Genomic DNA, 16,672 nt, shown 5'->3' on the forward strand with positions numbered 1-16,672 from the left:
TCTTTATCCACACCCCTAGTCGCGATCTATCGCGTTTGGGTACGCTGCTGCCGTGGACCTTCAGAAGCGCACCGAAACCCGTGCCGCCGACGCCGAACTGCGCGCGTCGGACGCCGACCGCGACCGGATCGCCGACATCCTGCGCGAGGCCCTCGCCGAGGGGCGCCTCACGGCCGACGAGCACGCCGAGCGGGTCGAAGGGGTGCTGGCCACCAAGACGGTCGGTGAGCTCGACCAGTTCGTCCGGGACCTGCCGGCCGCCCACGCGGGCCGCGCGGTGCCCGCGTACGCGAGCGCGCCCAACCGCCCCCGGCTGGGCGCCATCCCGGCGGAGGCCGACGAGAACGTGGTGGCGGTGTTCAGCACCGCGACGCGCAAGGGCCGCTGGCGGGCGGGCCGTCGTGTTCATGTGTACGCCGTCTTCGGCAGCGTCGAGATCGACCTCAGTGAGGCGATCTTCGAGTACCAGCAGGTCGCGATCAGGGTGATCTCGGTCTTCGGCAACGTGGAGATCCGCGTCCCGGAGAACGTGTCGCTGCGCAGCAGCGGAGGCGGGGTCCTCGGCAACTTCGAGGCGGACACGCTGGATTCGGGCGACCCCGACGCGCCCGTGATCTACGTCGAGGGCCTGGCGATCCTGGGCAACGTCGAGGCGCGGCCCAAGCGCGGCAAGCTGGTCGCGGACATCCTCGACCGTGCGATGGACCGGGTGGACCGGAGTCTGCGCAAGCACCTGGATCGTTGACGCCCGTGCATCCGACGGCGTCCGGGGCGCACCGGCGCAGTGCCGCGTGCGCTCCGTCGTGAACGACGGGCTCCGCTCTTGGAACTCAGTGCATAGGCGCGCGCACAGCGGGTAGGCCTTGCTGCATCGTCTCTTGGAGGGCGCTGCGGGAGTTCCCGCGGTGCCCGGCACGCTCGCGAAGCCGTCGTCAGGAGTAGACCGTGCTGCAACCGCCGCATCAGTCCCTGCAGGTAGCTGCCGTTCCGGCCCAGCGGGCGCCAGTGCGGGACAGGGATCAGGAAGCCCCATGGCACACGGAGGCGGTGTGCCGGCGGGACGAGGCCGGCCTGTTCTTCGCGCCTTCCAAGGAGCCCACGGCGTCCCGGCTGTCCCGCGAGGAGGCGGCCAAGCGCGTCTGCGCCCGCTGTCCCGTGATGGTCGAGTGCCGTGAACACGCGCTGCTGCAACCCGAGCCGTACGGAGTGTGGGGCGGCCTCACCGCCGCCGAGCGCCGGGTGGTGCTGGCCCGGCGGCGCCGCCGTGACCTGGAGCTCAAGAAGGCCGCGCGCGGCCCGATAGCCGCGGCCGGCTAGCCGGCACGCACGGGAAAGGGGCGTCCCCTCCGCACAGGGGGCGCCCCTTTTCCGTATGTACGGCTCCGGTCTCCGCATGTACCGCTCCGGACCTCCCGCGTGGGCACCGCCCCGGACGTGTCCCGTAATTCCCGGGCACGTCCGGGCGGGGCGGTCCCGCGGGCCGCGGGACTACTTCGCGCGGTCGAAGTCGATCGCGCTGTACGCCCGCAGCTTGCTCAGCCGGTGCTCGGACGTGATCTGCCGGACCGTGCCGGACTTGGAGCGCATGACGATCGACTCGGTCGTCGCCACCTCGGCGCGGTAGCGCACACCGCGCAGCAGCTCGCCGTCGGTGATGCCGGTCGCGACGAAGAACACGTTCTCGCCGGAGACCAGGTCGTCGGTGAACAGCACACGGTCGAGGTCGTGGCCCGCGTCGAGCGCGCGCTGCCGCTCCTCGTCGTCCTTGGGCCACAGCTTGCCCTGGATGGTGCCGCCCAGGCACTTCACGGCGCAGGCCGAGATGATGCCCTCGGGCGTACCGCCGATGCCGAGCAGCAGGTCGATGCCCGTCCCCTCGCGCAGCGCGAGGATCGAGCCCGCGACGTCGCCGTCGGAGATCAGTTTGATCCGGGCGCCGGTCTCGCGGATCTCCTTGATGATCCCCTCGTGACGCGGCCGGTCGAGGATGACGACCGTGACGTCCTCGGGGGTGGACTTCTTGGCCTTGGCGACGCGGCGGATGTTCACCGACACGGGCGCGTTGATGTCGACGAAGTCGGCGGCCTCCGGGCCGGTGACCAGCTTGTCCATGTAGAAGACCGCAGACGGGTCGAACATGGTTCCGCGGTCCGCGGCGGCCAGTACGGCGATCGCGTTGGTCATGCCCTTGGCGGTCAGCGTGGTTCCGTCGATCGGGTCGACGGCGATGTCGCACTCGGGACCGGTGCCGTCGCCGACACGCTCCCCGTTGAAGAGCATCGGGGCCTCGTCCTTCTCGCCTTCACCGATGACGACGACGCCGTTCATCGAGACGGTCGAGACGAGGGTCCGCATGGCACGTACGGCGGCGCCGTCGGCGCCGATCTTGTCGCCGCGGCCGACCCAGCGGCCCGCGGCCATCGCGGCGGCCTCTGTGACCCGGACGAGTTCCAGGGCGAGATTTCGGTCGGGGGCCTCGGAGGGCACCTCGAGTTCGGACGGCAGATGATGCTCGGTCATCGGAGCGCACCTTTCTGATACGACGACGGCCGGATGAGGGTGTGCCCCGACTCTATCGCCAGACCGACAAAATGAGCAGGGGGCCCCACGGATGAGCAGGCCAGGGCACCTGCGACGATAGGGGGGTGGCAGGTACGAAAGGCAAGCAGACGGTCCGGGACATGCTCCTCTCCCTGGGCCTGATCGGGATCATGGCGGGCGTCATCTACATCTTCATCCCGCACGACGACTCCGAGCCTCCCCTCAAGCGCGTCGACTACCGTGTCGAGCTGCTCACGGCGCGTCGCGCGGCGTCGTATCCGGTGGCGGCCCCCGAGGGGCTGCCCGGCACGTGGAAGGCGACGTCGGTGCGGTACGACGGCGCCGAGTTCGACGCCTGGCACCTGGGCTTCCACGACCCCGAAGGTCAGTACGTGGCGATCGAGCAGTCCACTCAGCGGGCGCCCGTCTTCATCGACGCGGCCAGCCAGGGCGCCGCGGCCACGAAGGTCACCGAGCGGATCGGCGACCGGACGTGGCAGCGGTACAAGGGCGACAAGTACGACGCCCTCGTGCTGCAGGGCAGGGGATCGACGACGGTGGTGACCGGGACGGCGTCCTTCGGACAGCTCGCGAAGATGGCCGGGGCGCTGAAGATGTCGTAGTGACGCAGTCATGACGGGAGCGTCTCCGCCGACGCACGAGAGCGCGGACGCATGAGAGCGGACATACGAGAAGGGCCCCCGGCGCCATTGGCGGGGGCCCTTCTCGTATGTCCGCGCCAGGCGGACGGTCACGACGGAGTGGTCGACCGATCAGACGGTCGTGACGACGTCGTCGAAGCCCAGGCGCGGGGAGCGGGGGAACCAGGCGTCCTCGCCCGGCTTGCCGATGTTGACGACCATCAGCGGGGTGTGGTCGTCGTCCAGGAACTCCTTCTGGACGCCCGCGAAGTCGAGGCCGGTCATCGGGCCGGCGGCGAGACCGGCGGCGCGGACGCCGATGATGAAGTACGCGGCCTGAAGCGCGGCGTTGAGGGCGGCGGCACCCTCACGGGCCGGACGCTCGGCGTAGAAGACGTCCTTGGCGGCCGGGAAGTGCGGGAAGAGGGCCGGCAGCTCCTCGTGGAACTCGTTGTCCGCGGAGAGGATCGCGACGAGGGGGGCGGTGGCGGTCTTCGGCTGGTTGCCCTCGGCCATGTGCTGCACCAGGCGCTCGCGGGCCTCGGCGGAGCGGACCAGGGTGATGCGCAGCGGCGACTGGTTGAAGGCGGTCGGGCCGTACTTGACCAGGTCGTAGATCGCCTGGACCTGCTCGTCGGTCACCGGCTCGTCGGTGAACGTGTTCGCGGTGCGGGCCTCGCGGAACAGCAGGTCCTGGGCGGCGGGGTCAAGGACAAGAGACATGGGGGAAACCTTCTCGGAGCGTGCGGTGGATCCGTGGGGATCAGCTGGCAATGACGACAGTACCCGAGAATATTTAAGCTTCAACCAAAAAGGTGGCCGGGTGATCCGCTTCACAAGATCGAGAAGCCCCGCGAAAGGTCGCAGCGGTGAGCGAGAAAAGGGTGCCGCGGCGCTCTCACCAGGGAGAATCACCGGACCTGCGCGGCGTGTGGCGCCCGGCGCGCGACGTGGTGCCGGCGAGGGGGCCATGGCGCCGGAGGGGTGACTGGGGCGGCGCCCGGAGGTGCGACCGCGGCGGGGCGGCAGCCGGCGGGTCGGCACCTGGCGGGGCGGCACCCGGAGGGACGGCTACGGGGCGGCGGCAGCCGGAGGGACGGCTACGGCGCGGCGGCAGCCGGACGCCGGGCCCGGTGCCGCTCCCAGGTGTCGGACGTCACGCGCGAGAACCCGGCAGCACTCGCGTCAGCGCCTCGGTCGCGCCCACGGGCCCCGCGTCACGCGCGGCGGCCAGTGCTGGGCACGGTGGGTCCTGCCGTCCCGGGCACGGCGGGTCCGGCCTTCCCTCGTGGGCGTCCTGCGTGGCGGCCCGGCGTCACTCGGCGCCCGCGTCCCCGTCCTCCGACTCCTCCTCCGCCAGGGCCGCGTCCAGCCGCGCCCGGGCGCCCTCCAGCCAGCGGCGGCACACCTTCGCGAGTTCCTCGCCGCGCTCCCACAGGGCGAGGGACTCCTCCAGGGTCGTACCGCCCGCCTCCAGGCGGCGTACGACCTCGATCAGCTCGTCCCGTGCCTGCTCGTACCCGAGCGCCTCGTCCACCTTGCCGGTCATACGCCCACCCTATGCATCCACTCGTACGGAGAATTCACCCTCGGCGACCCGCGCCCGCAGCGCCTCGCCCGCCGTCACCTCGTCCGGATCCCGGACCACCTGCCCGTCGGCCTGCTGCAGCACCGCGTACCCCCGCCGGAGGGTCGCGGCGGGGGAGAGGGCCACCACGCGCGCGTGGGTGTGCGTCAGCTCCGAGTCCGCGCGGTCCAGGAGGTGCCCGACCGTGCGCCGCCCGCGGTCCAGGAGCGACGCGACCTGGGCCGCCCGCTCGTCGACCATTCGGTGCGGATCCTCTATCGAGGGCCGGGCCAGCGCCTGCGCGAGCCCGCGCTCCTCGCGCTCGACGAAGGACCGGACGCTGCGCCGCGCCCGGTCGCGCAGGAACCGCACCCGCTCGTACTCCTCGCCGACGTCCGGCACGACCTTCTTGGCCGCGTCGGTCGGCGTGGACGCGCGGAGGTCGGCGACGAGGTCCAGCAGCGGGTTGTCCGGCTCGTGCCCGATCGCCGAGACGACCGGCGTACGACAGGCCGCGACCGCCCGGACGAGCTGCTCGTCCGAGAAGGGCAGCAGATCCTCCACACTGCCGCCGCCCCGCGCCACGACGATCACGTCCACGCCGTCGAGCGCGTCGAGCTCCTTCACGGCCTGCACGACCTGCGGTACCGCGTGCACCCCCTGGACGGGGACGTTGCGCACCTCGAAGCGGACGGCGGGCCAGCGGTGCCGCGCGTTCTCCAGCACGTCCCGCTCGGCCGCGGAGGCCCGCCCGCACACCAGGCCGATGAGCTGTGGCAGGAAGGGCAGCGCCTTCTTGCGCTCGGCGGCGAACAGGCCCTCGGCCGCCAGGGACTTCTTCAACTGCTCCAGCCGGGCCAGCAGTTCACCGACGCCCACCGGCTTGATCTCGGTGGCGCGCAGCGACAACTGCCCGCGCGGCGCGTACCACTCGGGCTTCGCGAGGACGACGACGCGGGCGCCCTCGCTCACCACGTCCGACACGGCGTCGAACACCTGCCGGTAGCAGGTGACGCTCACCGAGATGTCGTACGACGGGTCGCGCAGCGTCAGGAAGACGACACCCGCGCCGGGGCGCCGCGACAGCTGTGTGATCTGACCCTCGACCCACACCGCGCCGAGCCGGTCGATCCATCCCCCGATGAGCCGCGACACCTCGCCGACGGGCAGGGGAGCGTCCGCGGACGTGTTCAGAGCCATGCGCCCGAGCGTAGTGGCAGGGTCGGACAACCCGGCCGGGCGCGGGTGCGCGGCCCGGGCTTTCCGACCGGCGCTGTGGGGTTTCGGGGCCGCGGCCGGGACCGAGCTCTCCGGCCCGTCCCTCCAACTCCCCGTACCGGCTTCCCGCCTGCTCGGGCCGGCTCTCCTTCCCGCTTTCCCGTTGCTCCGTCACGCTCGCCGAGGAGGCGATCTTCGACCTGTCGGGCGCGGCCTTACGATGGGGTGCATGACTGCTTCGCCTGGCCGCCGTGTCCTGCTCGCCGCCCCCCGTGGCTATTGCGCGGGTGTGGACCGCGCCGTGATCGCCGTCGAGAAGGCCCTCGAGCAGTACGGGGCCCCGATCTATGTCCGCCACGAGATCGTCCACAACAAGTACGTCGTGCAGACCCTGGAGAAGAAGGGCGCGATTTTCGTCGAGCGGACGGCGGAGGTCCCCGAGGGGTCCATCGTCATGTTCTCGGCGCACGGAGTCGCCCCGGTCGTCCACGACGAGGCCGCGGCCGGCAGGCTCGCCACCATCGACGCGACCTGCCCGCTGGTCACCAAGGTCCACAAGGAAGCGGTCCGCTTCGCGAACGAGGACTTCGACATCCTGCTGATCGGGCACGAGGGCCACGAGGAGGTCATCGGCACCTCCGGCGAGGCGCCCGACCACATCACGCTCGTGGACGGCCCCGGTGACGTCGCCAAGGTCGAGGTCCGTGACCCGTCCAGGGTCGTCTGGCTCTCCCAGACCACGCTGTCGGTCGACGAGACGATGGAGACGGTCGACGCCCTGAAGGAGAAGTTCCCGCAGCTCATCTCCCCGCCCAGCGACGACATCTGCTACGCCACGCAGAACCGTCAGCTCGCCGTGAAGCAGATGGGCGAGGAGGCGGACCTCGTCATCGTGGTCGGCTCGAAGAACTCCTCCAACTCCGTACGCCTCGTCGAGGTGGCCAAACTCGCGGGTGCGCGCGACGCGCACCTCGTGGACTTCGCCGGTGAGATCGACGAGGCCTGGCTGGACGGAGTGACCACCGTCGGCGTCACCTCCGGCGCCTCCGTCCCCGAGGTCCTGGTCGAGCAGGTCCTGGAGTGGCTCTCCACCCGCGGCTTCGAGGACGTGGAGATCGTCAAGGCGGCCGAGGAGTCCATCACCTTCTCGCTGCCCAAGGAGCTGCGCCGCGACCTGCGCGCGGAGGCGGCGGCGCTGGTGGACCGGCGGACGAACGGGGTGTCCGGTTCCTCCGCGGTGTCCGCGGTTCCCGATATTTCCGAGAAGTGACTGTCAGTCGTACGACGTAACGTAGGGCCATGCAGATCTTCGGTGTGGACATCGGCGGATCCGGGATCAAGGGCGCCCCTGTGGACCTGGACCGCGGCGAATTGACGGCGGAGCGCCACAAAGTGCTCACTCCTCATCCGGCGACGCCTGACGCGGTGGCGGACGGTGTGAAGGAGGTCGTCGGGCACTTCGGCTGGACAGGGCCCGTCGGTATCACCTTCCCCGGGGTGGTCGCCGACGGCGCCACCATTCGTACGGCCGCGAATGTCGACAAGGCCTGGATCGACACCGACGCGCGCGCCCTGCTGGGCGACCGGCTCGGCGGCCTCCCGGTGACGGTGCTGAACGACGCGGACGCGGCGGGCGTCGCCGAGATGCAGTTCGGTGCCGGCCGCGACCGCCGGGGCACGGTCCTTCTGCTCACCTTCGGCACGGGAATCGGCAGCGCGCTCTTCATCGGCGGCGAGCTGGTCCCGAACACGGAGCTGGGCCACCTGGAGCTCGGCGGCCACGAGGCGGAGAAGCGTGCCTCCACGAAGGCCAAGGAGGACCACGAGCTGACCTGGGAGCACTGGGCACGCCGGGTCACGAAGTACCTCGCCCACGTGGAGATGCTCTTCTCGCCCGAGCTGTTCATCATCGGCGGTGGCGTCAGCCGCAAGGCGGACAAGTTCCTGCCGCTGATCGAGGGCATCAAGGCGGAGATCGTCCCGGCACAGCTGCAGAACAACGCGGGGATCGTGGGCGCGGCGATGAGAGCGGCGAAGAAGGCGTCGTAGGCCCGGCATCCGGGGTGCGGGCTTGTGGGGGCGCGGGGTGCGGGAGCGCGGGGTGCGGGTCGTCCGCCCCACCCGCCTCCCGGAGCCCCTACAGCCCGCTGCCCCCTACCGCCCCACCGCCCTGCCGCTCCTAGCCGAGCTGTCCGGCCGACCTCGACCGAGGGGTGGTGGCGGGGGTGCCGTCCCGGCCGGACGTGGCGGCCCGACTCCGTCGCTGCGCGGCCCGGCGGGTCATCTGCCGTGCCTTGCGCACGGTCGCGATGACCCCCGCGACCAGCGTCCCCCCGTACAGCCAGCCCGCCTGGGTGGCCAGCGCGGTGACGAGCCCCATCAGGCGGCCACTGAGCCCACCGCCCCCGCCGGCCAGGGGCAGCAGCCCGAACGTGAACGCGATCGGCACGACCACGGGCGCGCTGACGAGGTCTCCGCGCCGCACCCAGAGCGCGGTCAGCGCGCAGACGGGCAGGAACAGCACGCCGTAGAGGGCGGGCGACGCCCCGAACAGCAACTGGTCGACGCAGGCCAGGACGAACATCGACACACCGCAGAACAGTCCGCTGCCGAGCCCGGTCAGCCTGGGGTTCGGCAGCCGCGGTCCGCCCCGTGCGGGCACCGGCGCGGGCCGGCGTGCGGGCGGGCCGCCCTTCTGAACGCCGACGGACGCGCGCCGCGCGGCCTGGGCGGGAAGAGGCGCGTTGCGTCGCTGCCGGTACTGAGGGGGGCGCGTCCTGTGTTGCTCCACTGGACCAACTTAGGTCGGTTTATGTGCGGAATGGCTCCTCAGACACGCCGATGAGCGGACCTTGGCCATGCGTTCGACAGGTCGCCGGTACGGGAGCGCGCACGCCGTAGACTGGTGGATCGGCCCGAGCAGTCCCAGGGCCCTTCGCCCATCCTCACGTACGGGAAGTCGCAACGTGTCGCTCACGATCGGAATCGTCGGTCTGCCCAATGTCGGCAAGTCGACCCTGTTCAACGCCCTGACCAAGAACGACGTGCTCGCGGCCAACTACCCGTTCGCCACGATCGAGCCGAACGTCGGCGTGGTCGGCGTCCCCGACGCCCGGCTGACCAAACTGGCCGAGATCTTCGCCTCGCAGCGCGTCCTCCCGGCCACGGTGGACTTCGTCGACATCGCGGGCATCGTGAAGGGCGCCTCCGAGGGTGAGGGCCTGGGCAACAAGTTCCTCGCGAACATCCGCGAGTCGGACGCCATCTGCCAGGTCATCCGTGCCTTCAAGGACGAGAACGTCGTGCACGTCGACGGCAAGGTCTCGCCCAAGGACGACATCGAGACGATCAACACCGAGCTGATCCTCGCGGACCTCCAGACGATCGAGAAGGTCCTGCCGCGCCTCCAGAAGGACTCGCGCATCAAGAAGGACATCGTTCCCAAGGTCGCGGCGGTCGAGGCGGCGAAGGAGATCCTGGAGAAGGGCGACACCCTCTTCTCGCAGGGCATCGTCCAGGGCTCCGGCAACGAGGAGCTGCTGCACGACCTGCACCTGCTCACCACCAAGCCGTTCCTCTACGTCTTCAACGTCGACGAGGACGAGCTCGTCGACGAGGACTTCAAGACCGAGCAGCGCGCTCTGGTCGCCCCCGCCGAGGCGATCTTCCTCAACGCCAAGCTGGAGCAGGACCTCGCCGAGCTCGACGAGGAGGACGCGATGGAGCTCCTGGAGTCGGTCGGCGCCGAGGAGCCCGGCCTCGCGACCCTGGCCCGCGTCGGCTTCGACACCCTCGGCCTGCAGACCTACCTGACGGCCGGCCCCAAGGAATCCCGCGCCTGGACCATCAAGAAGGGCGCCACCGCCCCCGAGGCCGCCGGAGTCATCCACACCGACTTCCAGAAGGGCTTCATCAAGGCCGAGGTGATCTCCTTCGGCGACCTCGTCGAGACCGGTTCGGTCGCCGAGGCCCGCGCCAAGGGCAAGGCCCGCATGGAGGGCAAGGACTATGTGATGCAGGACGGCGACGTGGTGGAGTTCCGCTTCAACGTGTAGTGGGTGACATGCCGCCACATCGCTGATCCGGCAGAAGTGCAGGTCGGAAGGGGTCCACTCTCCTGGGAGTGGACCCCTAGCTCTTCCCGTGCCGGATCGGTGCCGGCGTGGCTGATCGTCCATCAGTCGCTTCCTCCTCCTGGAGGCATCGAGAGTGGTACGTTATTAGGTACCACTTGATGGAGAGGTCAGGTCATGTCCATAACCGCGAGTGAAGCCCGCAAGGAACTCTTTCCGCTGATCAAGAAGGTCAACGAGAACCACGAGGCTGTCGAGATCGTCTCGAAGCATGGCAACGCCGTGCTTGTCTCGGCCGAGGACTACGCGGCACTGCGCGAGGGCTCGTACTTGCTGCGCTCGCCGGCGAACGCCCGGCGGCTGCTCAAGGCGTACGAGAATGCCCTGTCCCGCATCAACGTGTCGGAGCGTGAGCTGATCGATCCGGACCCGGCGGACGCCGGTGCGGGCGCCGCGTGAGGCTTGCCTTCGAGGACCAGGGCTGGGAGGACTACACGTCCTGGCTCAAGAACGACCGCAAGACGCTTGCTCGGATCAACAAGCTCATCGAAGACGTCAGGCGTGATCCCTTCTCGGGAATCGGCAAGCCTGAGCCGCTGAAGTACCACTTGCCGGGGGCTTGGTCGCGACGGATCGACGACGAGCACCGCCTCGTCTACTTGGTAACGGACAAGGAGATCGTCATCCTCGCAGCCCGGTACCGCTACTGATCGGTGAGTGTTCGGTGTGTGCTGGGATGCCCCTCCCGTGATGGGATGGCCTCCTCGAACCTCCGTTTCCGCAGGTGCCGGGTGTTGCGACGTGGCGAGCGTCGACTGTCGCGGCATTAGTCGGCCGCATCCCCGCAGGCGGCCCTACTCCCCGGCCAGTCCCGTCTTCGCCCCCGCCCCGCACAGCGGTACCACCGCCGTCCGTGTTCCGAGGACGCCGTCCCGTACGGCCGCCCAGCACGCCACGCCCGTCGACTCGACGTAGAGGCCCTGCGACGCCAGGTCCCGTTGGGCGTGCCGGATCTGGTCCTCCGTCACGGTCAGGAAGGCGCCGCCGGAGTCACGGACCGCACGCAGGATCTGGCGGGCCCGCGGCGGGCGCGGTACGGCGATGCCCTCGGCGAAGGTGGGGGCCGTCGGGGTGGCCTCCATGAGGTCGTCCGCGCCCTCCTCCCAGGCGTGCGCCAGCGGTGCCACGGCGGCGGCCTGGACCGCGTACAGCGCGGGCCGCCGGTCGATGAGGCCCGCGCCGTGCAGCTCGGCGACGGCGAGGGCGGCGCCGAGGAGCAGCGTCCCGTTGCCGACCGGGACGACGAGGACCTCGGGGAGACGCCCGCCGAGGTCCTCCCAGAGCTCGTGCACGTACGTCTTCGTGCCGTGCAGGAAGTACGGGTTGAAGACGTGCGAGGCGTAGAAGGTCCCGGGCTCGTCCGCCGCCTCGCGCGCCGCCAGGGCTGCCGTCTCCCGGTCCCCGTCCACGACGCGCACCTGTGCCCCGTGCGCGTCGATCTGCTCCAGCTTCTTCGGCGACGTTCCTTCGGGGACGTACACCGTGCAGGGCAGCGCGGCCCGCGCGCAGTAGGCCGCGATCGCCGTTCCCGCGTTGCCGCTGCTGTCCGCGAGCACCCGCTGGGGCTCCAGCCGCAGCGCCAGTTCGGCGAGCAGGACGGCGCCGCGGTCCTTGAACGACAGCGTCGGCATCAGGAAGTCCAGCTTGGCCGAGACGGCGCCCTCGTGCAGTGTCACCAGGGGAGTGCGGCCCTCGCCCAGACTGACCGTGGGCGCCGACAGCGGCAGGCACTCCGCGTACCGCCACAGCGAGTTCACCCGCCCGGTCAGGGACTTGAGCGGCGCGGGGGTCGGTGCGAAGTCCAGGTCGAGCGGGCCGCGACAGACCGGGCAGCACCAGTCGAGCGAGCCGCCGGGGACGCGCGTACCGTCCGCCGGGCAGAAACAATCCGGCAAAGCTGTCATGACCGCAGGTTATGTGCGCACGACGGCCGGTCGCGGCAGGGCTCTCGCACCGTCCCCGTCCTCCTCGAACGGCTCCGGTTCGGTGACCCACCCGGCCGCGAGGACCAGGCGTGAGGTGCGGTGCAGGGCGAGGAAGCCGAAGGGGCGGTCGAACACGGCCTCGATGGTGGTGGTGACGTGGCGCAGGTCGGGGACTCCCGCCGCCACTCCGGTGACGGCCGTCGCCGCCGCGGCGCGGAAGCCGAGGGCGCCGAAGACCGCGGTGGCGGACTGCCGGGCCGCCCCGACGCACAGCGGCCGGTCGCTGATCCCCGGGAAGTGCGGGCGCAGGTCGTCCCTCGCCGAGCCGAGGCCGAACAGCTCGTGCAGGTCCAGGAGATCGTGGTGCGCGGAGAGGCCGAAGGCCACGGTCCTGACGTCCAGGGACGGCGGGCGCGGCACCGTGGACCGCTCACGTGCCACCCGCAGACCGGGGCCCGCCTCGCCGTACGGCAGGTCGTGCCCGGGAACGGTCGCGAGCCGGCGTGCCAGGACGTCCACGCCCGCGCCCAGGACCTGACCCGGGCTCATCCGCTCCTCGCCGAGCAGGAGATGGACGTCGATGCCGGTGGTGCCGAGGACCTTCAGCTCGGTGACCGCGCCGTTCGGTGTGTCGGCGACACCGACCCGGTCCAGTAGGGCGGTGTCACGGTGGAGCCCGTGCAGCGTCCGGTCCCGCCACGGGCCGGCACAGGGTTCCAGGAATCCGTCGGCGAACGGCCGGAACCACTCGGTGCGCAGAGCGAGCGCGCTCGCGACCACCAACTCGGTGGACTGACCGAGGCCGACCGGCAGCCGGGAGATCCGCCCGTCCGTACGCTTCCGCACCCAGGCGTCCAGGGCCGCCGCGTCGGCCTCGGGCCGGCCGGTGAGCACCCCGTGCGCCTCCGCGGGCAGGCCCGCCTCCCACTCCTCACGCAACTCCAGGGTCCGCTCGGTCCACAGCCCGAGCGCCGAGTCGAGGCCCCGCATCTCCCGCAGCCCGGCCAGCAACTCGCGCCCCGCGGCCGCCGCTTCACCGGCCGGCAGTCCCACCGCCTCCGCCAGCTCCGCGCGCGCCGCGCCGCCCGCCCCGTCCGCGAGGAAGGCCAGCAGCGGCCAGACCCCGGCCGCCGAGAACACCGTTCCGTCGGACACCGCCCCCGCCCAGCGGGCCGTCAGCCCGTTGACCGCCCGGATCGTCGTGTTCGTGATCCGCATTCCGCCCCCGCCCCCGCGCCGCTTACGATGCGCCCAGCCGCTGTACGCCGGTCATATGTTCCTCGGACATCAGTACTGCGGTGGCTCGGTTTTTCACGGTCATCGGTTTTTCGCGCCACTTCCCGCGTCGGCTCTGCCCGACTTCCCCCGCGTCGGCTCTGCACGACCTCGTCCGGACAAGGAGCAACGTCACCCGTGGCCATACCCCCGCCGCCCGGGCCCCATCAGCCCGAGGGCCCGTATCCACCGCCGGGCCAGGGGCCGTACCCGCCTCCCTACCCTCAGAGCCCGTATCCGACCTGGGGCCAGGGCTACTCCCCGTACAACCGTCCCGCGCCCTTCAACGGGCTCGCGATCTCCGCCCTCGTGCTGGGCGTCCTGTGCTTCCTGCCGGCCGTCGGTCTGGTGCTCGGGATCGTCGCCCTCGTGCAGATCAGGAAGCGGGGCGAGCGGGGCACGGCGATGGCGGTGACCGGCATGGTGATGTCCACGCTCGGCATGGCGGTGTTCGTGCTCGCCCTCGCCACCGGCGGACCGCGCGACTTCTGGGACGGCTTCAAGGAAGGCGTGGGCGACTCGGCGGGCAGCGCCTTCTCACTCCAAAAGGGCGACTGCTTCGACGCGCCGGGCGGCTCCCTGGAAGGGGTGGCGTACGACGTCGACAAGGTGCCCTGCGCCGGGCGGCACGACGCCGAGGTGTTCGCGGACTTCCGGATGAGCGGCGGGAGCTACCCGGGCGACAGTGAGGTCGTCGACGCGGCCGACACCAGGTGCTACGCGCTCCAGGCCTCGTACGCGATGGACAGCTGGGCCGTCCCGGACAACGTCGACGTGTACTACTTCACGCCGACCCGGGAGAGCTGGAGCGGTGGCGACCGCGCGGTCACCTGTCTGTTCGGCAACACGGACGGCAAGAGCGGCCTGACCGGCTCGCTGCGCAGGGACGCCCTGACGCTGAACGCCGATCAGACGGCGTATCTGCGGGCCGCGGACATACTCGACCAGGCGATGGACACGGCACCGGACAAGGCGTACGTCGAGGACGACCTGCCGGGTCACAAGGCATGGGCGGTCAGGGTCTCCGGCGCGCTCGACGAGCAGGCGCGCCTGCTGCGCGGCCACGGCTGGTTCCCCGCCGCGGGCAAGCCCGTCGCGGCCCTCGTCGAGGACATCGAGGCGTCGCGCAAGGAGTGGACGAAGGCGGCGGCCGCCCCCGACGCGGACACCTTCTACGCCCACTACGAGAAGGGCCTGAAGCTCATCGACCCGAGCAGGACGGTCACGGCACGCAAGGTTCTAGGTCTGGCCACCACTCCGCCGTCGGACGGTACGAACGGGGACGGACGGGGCGACGAGCCGGGCGGCAGCGGTGCCGAGGTGTGACACGGGCTGCAGCGGGGAGAAAGTGCCTGGGTAAAGCCCTCGGCAGTGACAGGTAATCACATCGAGTGATTCTCTGGCCTTCGCTTGCATGGCACAACCCACGGTTGCCAGGCTGTTGCTGTCTGTACAATCTGATGGGAGCGGCCAGTGACTTTCGGTGAGCAGCCGGCGTACCTGCGCGTCGCGGGTGATCTCCGCAAGAAGATCGTCGACGGTTCACTTCCACCACACACCCGTCTCCCGTCGCAGGCCAGGATCCGCGAGGAGTACGGGGTCTCGGACACCGTCGCGCTCGAGGCGCGCAAGGTGCTGATGGCGGAGGGCCTGGTCGAGGGGCGCTCGGGGTCGGGGACGTATGTGCGGGAGCGGCCGGTGCCGCGCCGGGTCTCCCGGTCCGGGTACCGGCCGGACAGCGGCGCCACCCCGTTCCGTCAGGAACAGGCCGACCTGACCGCGCGCGGCACCTGGGAGTCGCGCAGCGAGCAGGCCGAGGCGAGCGGGGCGATCGCGGAGCGGCTCTCGATCCGGCCCGGCGACCGCGTGATGTGCACGAAGTACGTGTTCCGGGACGCGGGTGAGGTGATGATGCTCTCCACGTCCTGGGAGCCCCTCGCCGTCACGGGCCGTACGCCGGTGATGCTTCCCGAGGAGGGCCCGCTCGGTGGCATGGGCGTCGTGGAGCGGATGGCGGCCATCGACGTGATCGTGGACAACGTCACGGAGGAAGTGGGTGCCCGCCCCGGTCTGGCCGAGGAACTCCTCGCGCTGGGCGGAGTGCCCGGGCACGTGGTCGTCGTCATCCAGCGCACGTACTTCGCCTCGGGGCGGCCGGTCGAGACGGCCGACATCGTCGTGCCGGCGGACCGTTATCGCGTCGCGTACCACCTGCCTGTGAAGTAGCCGGAGCCGGAACCGGAGCCGCAGCCGGAGCCGGAGACGCGTCAGCCGCACCAGCCATCAGCCGCAGCAGCCGAACGGCCTCCGTCTCCGTCCGCCTCGCCGCCGCCGCCTCCGCAACCGCGGCCGTGCCCGTCGCCAAATGGCTTCGGCGCGGCGCCGGTTGGAATCTGGCCGTTCTCAAATGCCGTGCCGGGGGCGGCGTTCGCGCTGCCTGACGGGCGCACGGAGGGCGGTCGACGGCGCACCCGCAGGCACGCGCCCCCTCCGTACTGGCCGGTTGCGTACCTCTTTGTGAAAAGCCGTATTCGCTGCGTGAAGGTTAGGCGTAGGCTCGGGCATATGCGGAGTGCGGTTTCGTTGGGGTGCGGATTGCGGCGCGGGCCGGGGGCGGGAAGTGGAGGGGCTCGATGAACGACGGCACGATCACTCTTCCCTGGCTCGTCATACGACAGGACGACAACGGCAACCGCTATCGCGTCGGCAGGTACGCGACCAGGGCCGAGGCCCAGAAGATCGCGGACAGCCTCGACGACCGCGGACACAAGCAGCTCTACTGGGTCGAGCGGATCGGGCAGAACGGGAGCAGGTGACGGCCCGTCCCCGGCGCTGATCCGCACCGCCCGGGGCCGGTGTGACCTGTCGTAGGCTCCGGCGCATGGACGAAACGATCGTGGTCGTGGGGGGTGCCCTGCTGCGCGACGGACGCCTTCTCGCCGCGCGCCGTAGTGCGCCCCCCGAGCTGGCCGGACGCTGGGAACTGCCCGGCGGCAAGGTCGAACCGGGCGAGGCGCCCGAGGCCGCGCTCGTGCGCGAGCTGCGCGAGGAACTCGGTGTCGTGGCCGAGGCCGTGGAGCGGGTCCCGGGGGAGTGGCCCCTTCGGATGCCGTACGTGCTGCGGGTGTGGACCGCGCGCCTGCTGCCCGGCTCGGACGACCCCGAGCCTCTGGAGGACCACGACGAACTGCGCTGGCTGACCCCGGACGAGATCTGGGACGTGGACTGGCTGGACCAGGACGTCCCCGCCGTGAAGGCCACGCTGCCCCACTGGGCCGGAGCCTCCGCCTCCGCCGACGGTCCCCACGCCGACCGCCGGTCGTAGCCCGCCGCCCCCGCTACCCCGGCGTCGGCCGCTGTACGGGCTGGGTG

The 16,672-nt window shown here is 71.0% G+C and carries 19 protein-coding genes; 12 read left to right on the forward strand and 7 right to left on the reverse strand.

Features of this window, described 5'->3' with window-relative positions:
- Positions 1-52: 52 nt before the first annotated feature.
- A complete protein-coding gene (locus OHB41_RS29520; RefSeq protein WP_266701141.1) occupies positions 53-745 on the forward strand; it encodes a DUF1707 SHOCT-like domain-containing protein in 693 nt (230 codons plus the stop codon).
- Between the two features lie 200 nt (positions 746-945).
- Complete coding sequence (locus tag OHB41_RS29525; protein ID WP_148010269.1) at positions 946-1,317, forward strand: WhiB family transcriptional regulator; 372 nt, start codon at positions 946-948, stop codon at positions 1,315-1,317.
- Positions 1,318-1,488: 171 nt separating this feature from the next.
- On the opposite strand, the gene glpX is transcribed toward OHB41_RS29525, so the two are convergent.
- Positions 1,489-2,520 carry a class II fructose-bisphosphatase gene (glpX, locus tag OHB41_RS29530; protein WP_153288832.1) on the reverse strand — a complete coding sequence of 344 codons (1,032 nt, stop codon included), beginning with the start codon at positions 2,518-2,520 and terminating at the stop codon, positions 1,489-1,491.
- 125 nt (positions 2,521-2,645) lie between these two features.
- Between glpX and OHB41_RS29535 the strand changes: the two genes are divergently transcribed.
- A complete protein-coding gene (locus OHB41_RS29535; protein WP_266701142.1) occupies positions 2,646-3,164 on the forward strand; it encodes a DUF4245 domain-containing protein in 519 nt (172 codons plus the stop codon).
- 150 nt (positions 3,165-3,314) lie between these two features.
- On the opposite strand, the gene OHB41_RS29540 is transcribed toward OHB41_RS29535, so the two are convergent.
- The 3 genes from OHB41_RS29540 to xseA all read right to left on the reverse strand — a co-directional run bounded on the left by OHB41_RS29540 (position 3,315) and on the right by xseA (position 5,949).
- Positions 3,315-3,905, reverse strand: coding sequence for a malonic semialdehyde reductase (locus OHB41_RS29540; protein WP_266701143.1), 591 nt, complete (start codon positions 3,903-3,905; stop codon positions 3,315-3,317).
- A 592-nt stretch (positions 3,906-4,497) separates the two neighbouring features.
- Positions 4,498-4,731 carry an exodeoxyribonuclease VII small subunit gene (locus tag OHB41_RS29545; RefSeq protein WP_266701144.1) on the reverse strand — a complete coding sequence of 78 codons (234 nt, stop codon included), beginning with the start codon at positions 4,729-4,731 and terminating at the stop codon, positions 4,498-4,500.
- 9 nt (positions 4,732-4,740) lie between these two features.
- A complete protein-coding gene (gene xseA / locus OHB41_RS29550; protein ID WP_266701145.1) occupies positions 4,741-5,949 on the reverse strand; it encodes an exodeoxyribonuclease VII large subunit in 1,209 nt (402 codons plus the stop codon).
- Positions 5,950-6,187: 238 nt separating this feature from the next.
- Between xseA and OHB41_RS29555 the strand changes: the two genes are divergently transcribed.
- Positions 6,188-7,237, forward strand: a complete 1,050-nt coding sequence (locus OHB41_RS29555) for a 4-hydroxy-3-methylbut-2-enyl diphosphate reductase (RefSeq protein WP_266701146.1) — start codon at positions 6,188-6,190, stop codon at positions 7,235-7,237.
- Between the two features lie 29 nt (positions 7,238-7,266).
- Positions 7,267-8,016 (forward strand): polyphosphate--glucose phosphotransferase, encoded by a 750-nt coding sequence (gene ppgK / locus OHB41_RS29560; RefSeq protein ID WP_266701147.1) that lies wholly within the window; start codon positions 7,267-7,269, stop codon positions 8,014-8,016.
- 130 nt (positions 8,017-8,146) lie between these two features.
- Here ppgK and OHB41_RS29565 read toward each other — a convergent pair whose 3' ends face one another.
- A complete protein-coding gene (locus OHB41_RS29565; protein ID WP_266701148.1) occupies positions 8,147-8,758 on the reverse strand; it encodes a DUF6542 domain-containing protein in 612 nt (203 codons plus the stop codon).
- Positions 8,759-8,933: 175 nt separating this feature from the next.
- Here OHB41_RS29565 and ychF point away from each other — a divergent pair, with 175 nt between their 5' ends.
- From ychF to OHB41_RS29580, 3 genes are all read left to right on the forward strand, one after another.
- Positions 8,934-10,022, forward strand: a complete 1,089-nt coding sequence (ychF, locus tag OHB41_RS29570; RefSeq protein WP_266701149.1) for a redox-regulated ATPase YchF — start codon at positions 8,934-8,936, stop codon at positions 10,020-10,022.
- Positions 10,023-10,217: 195 nt separating this feature from the next.
- Positions 10,218-10,499 carry a type II toxin-antitoxin system Phd/YefM family antitoxin gene (locus OHB41_RS29575; RefSeq protein ID WP_266701150.1) on the forward strand — a complete coding sequence of 94 codons (282 nt, stop codon included), beginning with the start codon at positions 10,218-10,220 and terminating at the stop codon, positions 10,497-10,499.
- A complete protein-coding gene (locus tag OHB41_RS29580) occupies positions 10,496-10,750 on the forward strand; it encodes a Txe/YoeB family addiction module toxin (protein ID WP_266701151.1) in 255 nt (84 codons plus the stop codon). Before OHB41_RS29575 ends, OHB41_RS29580 begins: the two co-directional genes overlap by 4 nt.
- Positions 10,751-10,894: 144 nt before the next feature.
- Here the strand turns inward: OHB41_RS29580 and OHB41_RS29585 are convergent, their stop codons facing one another.
- Entirely contained in the window at positions 10,895-12,004 is a 1,110-nt protein-coding gene (locus tag OHB41_RS29585; RefSeq protein WP_266701152.1) for a pyridoxal-phosphate dependent enzyme, read from the reverse strand.
- A gap of 9 nt (positions 12,005-12,013) precedes the next feature.
- A complete protein-coding gene (locus tag OHB41_RS29590) occupies positions 12,014-13,243 on the reverse strand; it encodes a serpin family protein (RefSeq protein ID WP_266701153.1) in 1,230 nt (409 codons plus the stop codon).
- Positions 13,244-13,438: 195 nt separating this feature from the next.
- Between OHB41_RS29590 and OHB41_RS29595 the strand changes: the two genes are divergently transcribed.
- From OHB41_RS29595 to OHB41_RS29610, 4 genes are all read left to right on the forward strand, one after another.
- The gene (locus OHB41_RS29595; protein WP_266701154.1) at positions 13,439-14,626 is read left to right on the forward strand and encodes a DUF4190 domain-containing protein; all 1,188 of its coding nucleotides are present in this window, start codon (positions 13,439-13,441) and stop codon (positions 14,624-14,626) included.
- Between the two features lie 147 nt (positions 14,627-14,773).
- Positions 14,774-15,526 carry a GntR family transcriptional regulator gene (locus OHB41_RS29600; protein WP_266701155.1) on the forward strand — a complete coding sequence of 251 codons (753 nt, stop codon included), beginning with the start codon at positions 14,774-14,776 and terminating at the stop codon, positions 15,524-15,526.
- 407 nt (positions 15,527-15,933) lie between these two features.
- The gene (locus OHB41_RS29605; RefSeq protein ID WP_028804678.1) at positions 15,934-16,116 is read left to right on the forward strand and encodes an SPOR domain-containing protein; all 183 of its coding nucleotides are present in this window, start codon (positions 15,934-15,936) and stop codon (positions 16,114-16,116) included.
- A 65-nt stretch (positions 16,117-16,181) separates the two neighbouring features.
- The gene (locus OHB41_RS29610) at positions 16,182-16,625 is read left to right on the forward strand and encodes a (deoxy)nucleoside triphosphate pyrophosphohydrolase (RefSeq protein WP_266701156.1); all 444 of its coding nucleotides are present in this window, start codon (positions 16,182-16,184) and stop codon (positions 16,623-16,625) included.
- Positions 16,626-16,672: the final 47 nt, after the last annotated feature.

The organism is Streptomyces sp. NBC_01571, assembly GCF_026339875.1.
Taxonomy (GTDB): Bacteria; Actinomycetota; Actinomycetes; order Streptomycetales; family Streptomycetaceae; genus Streptomyces.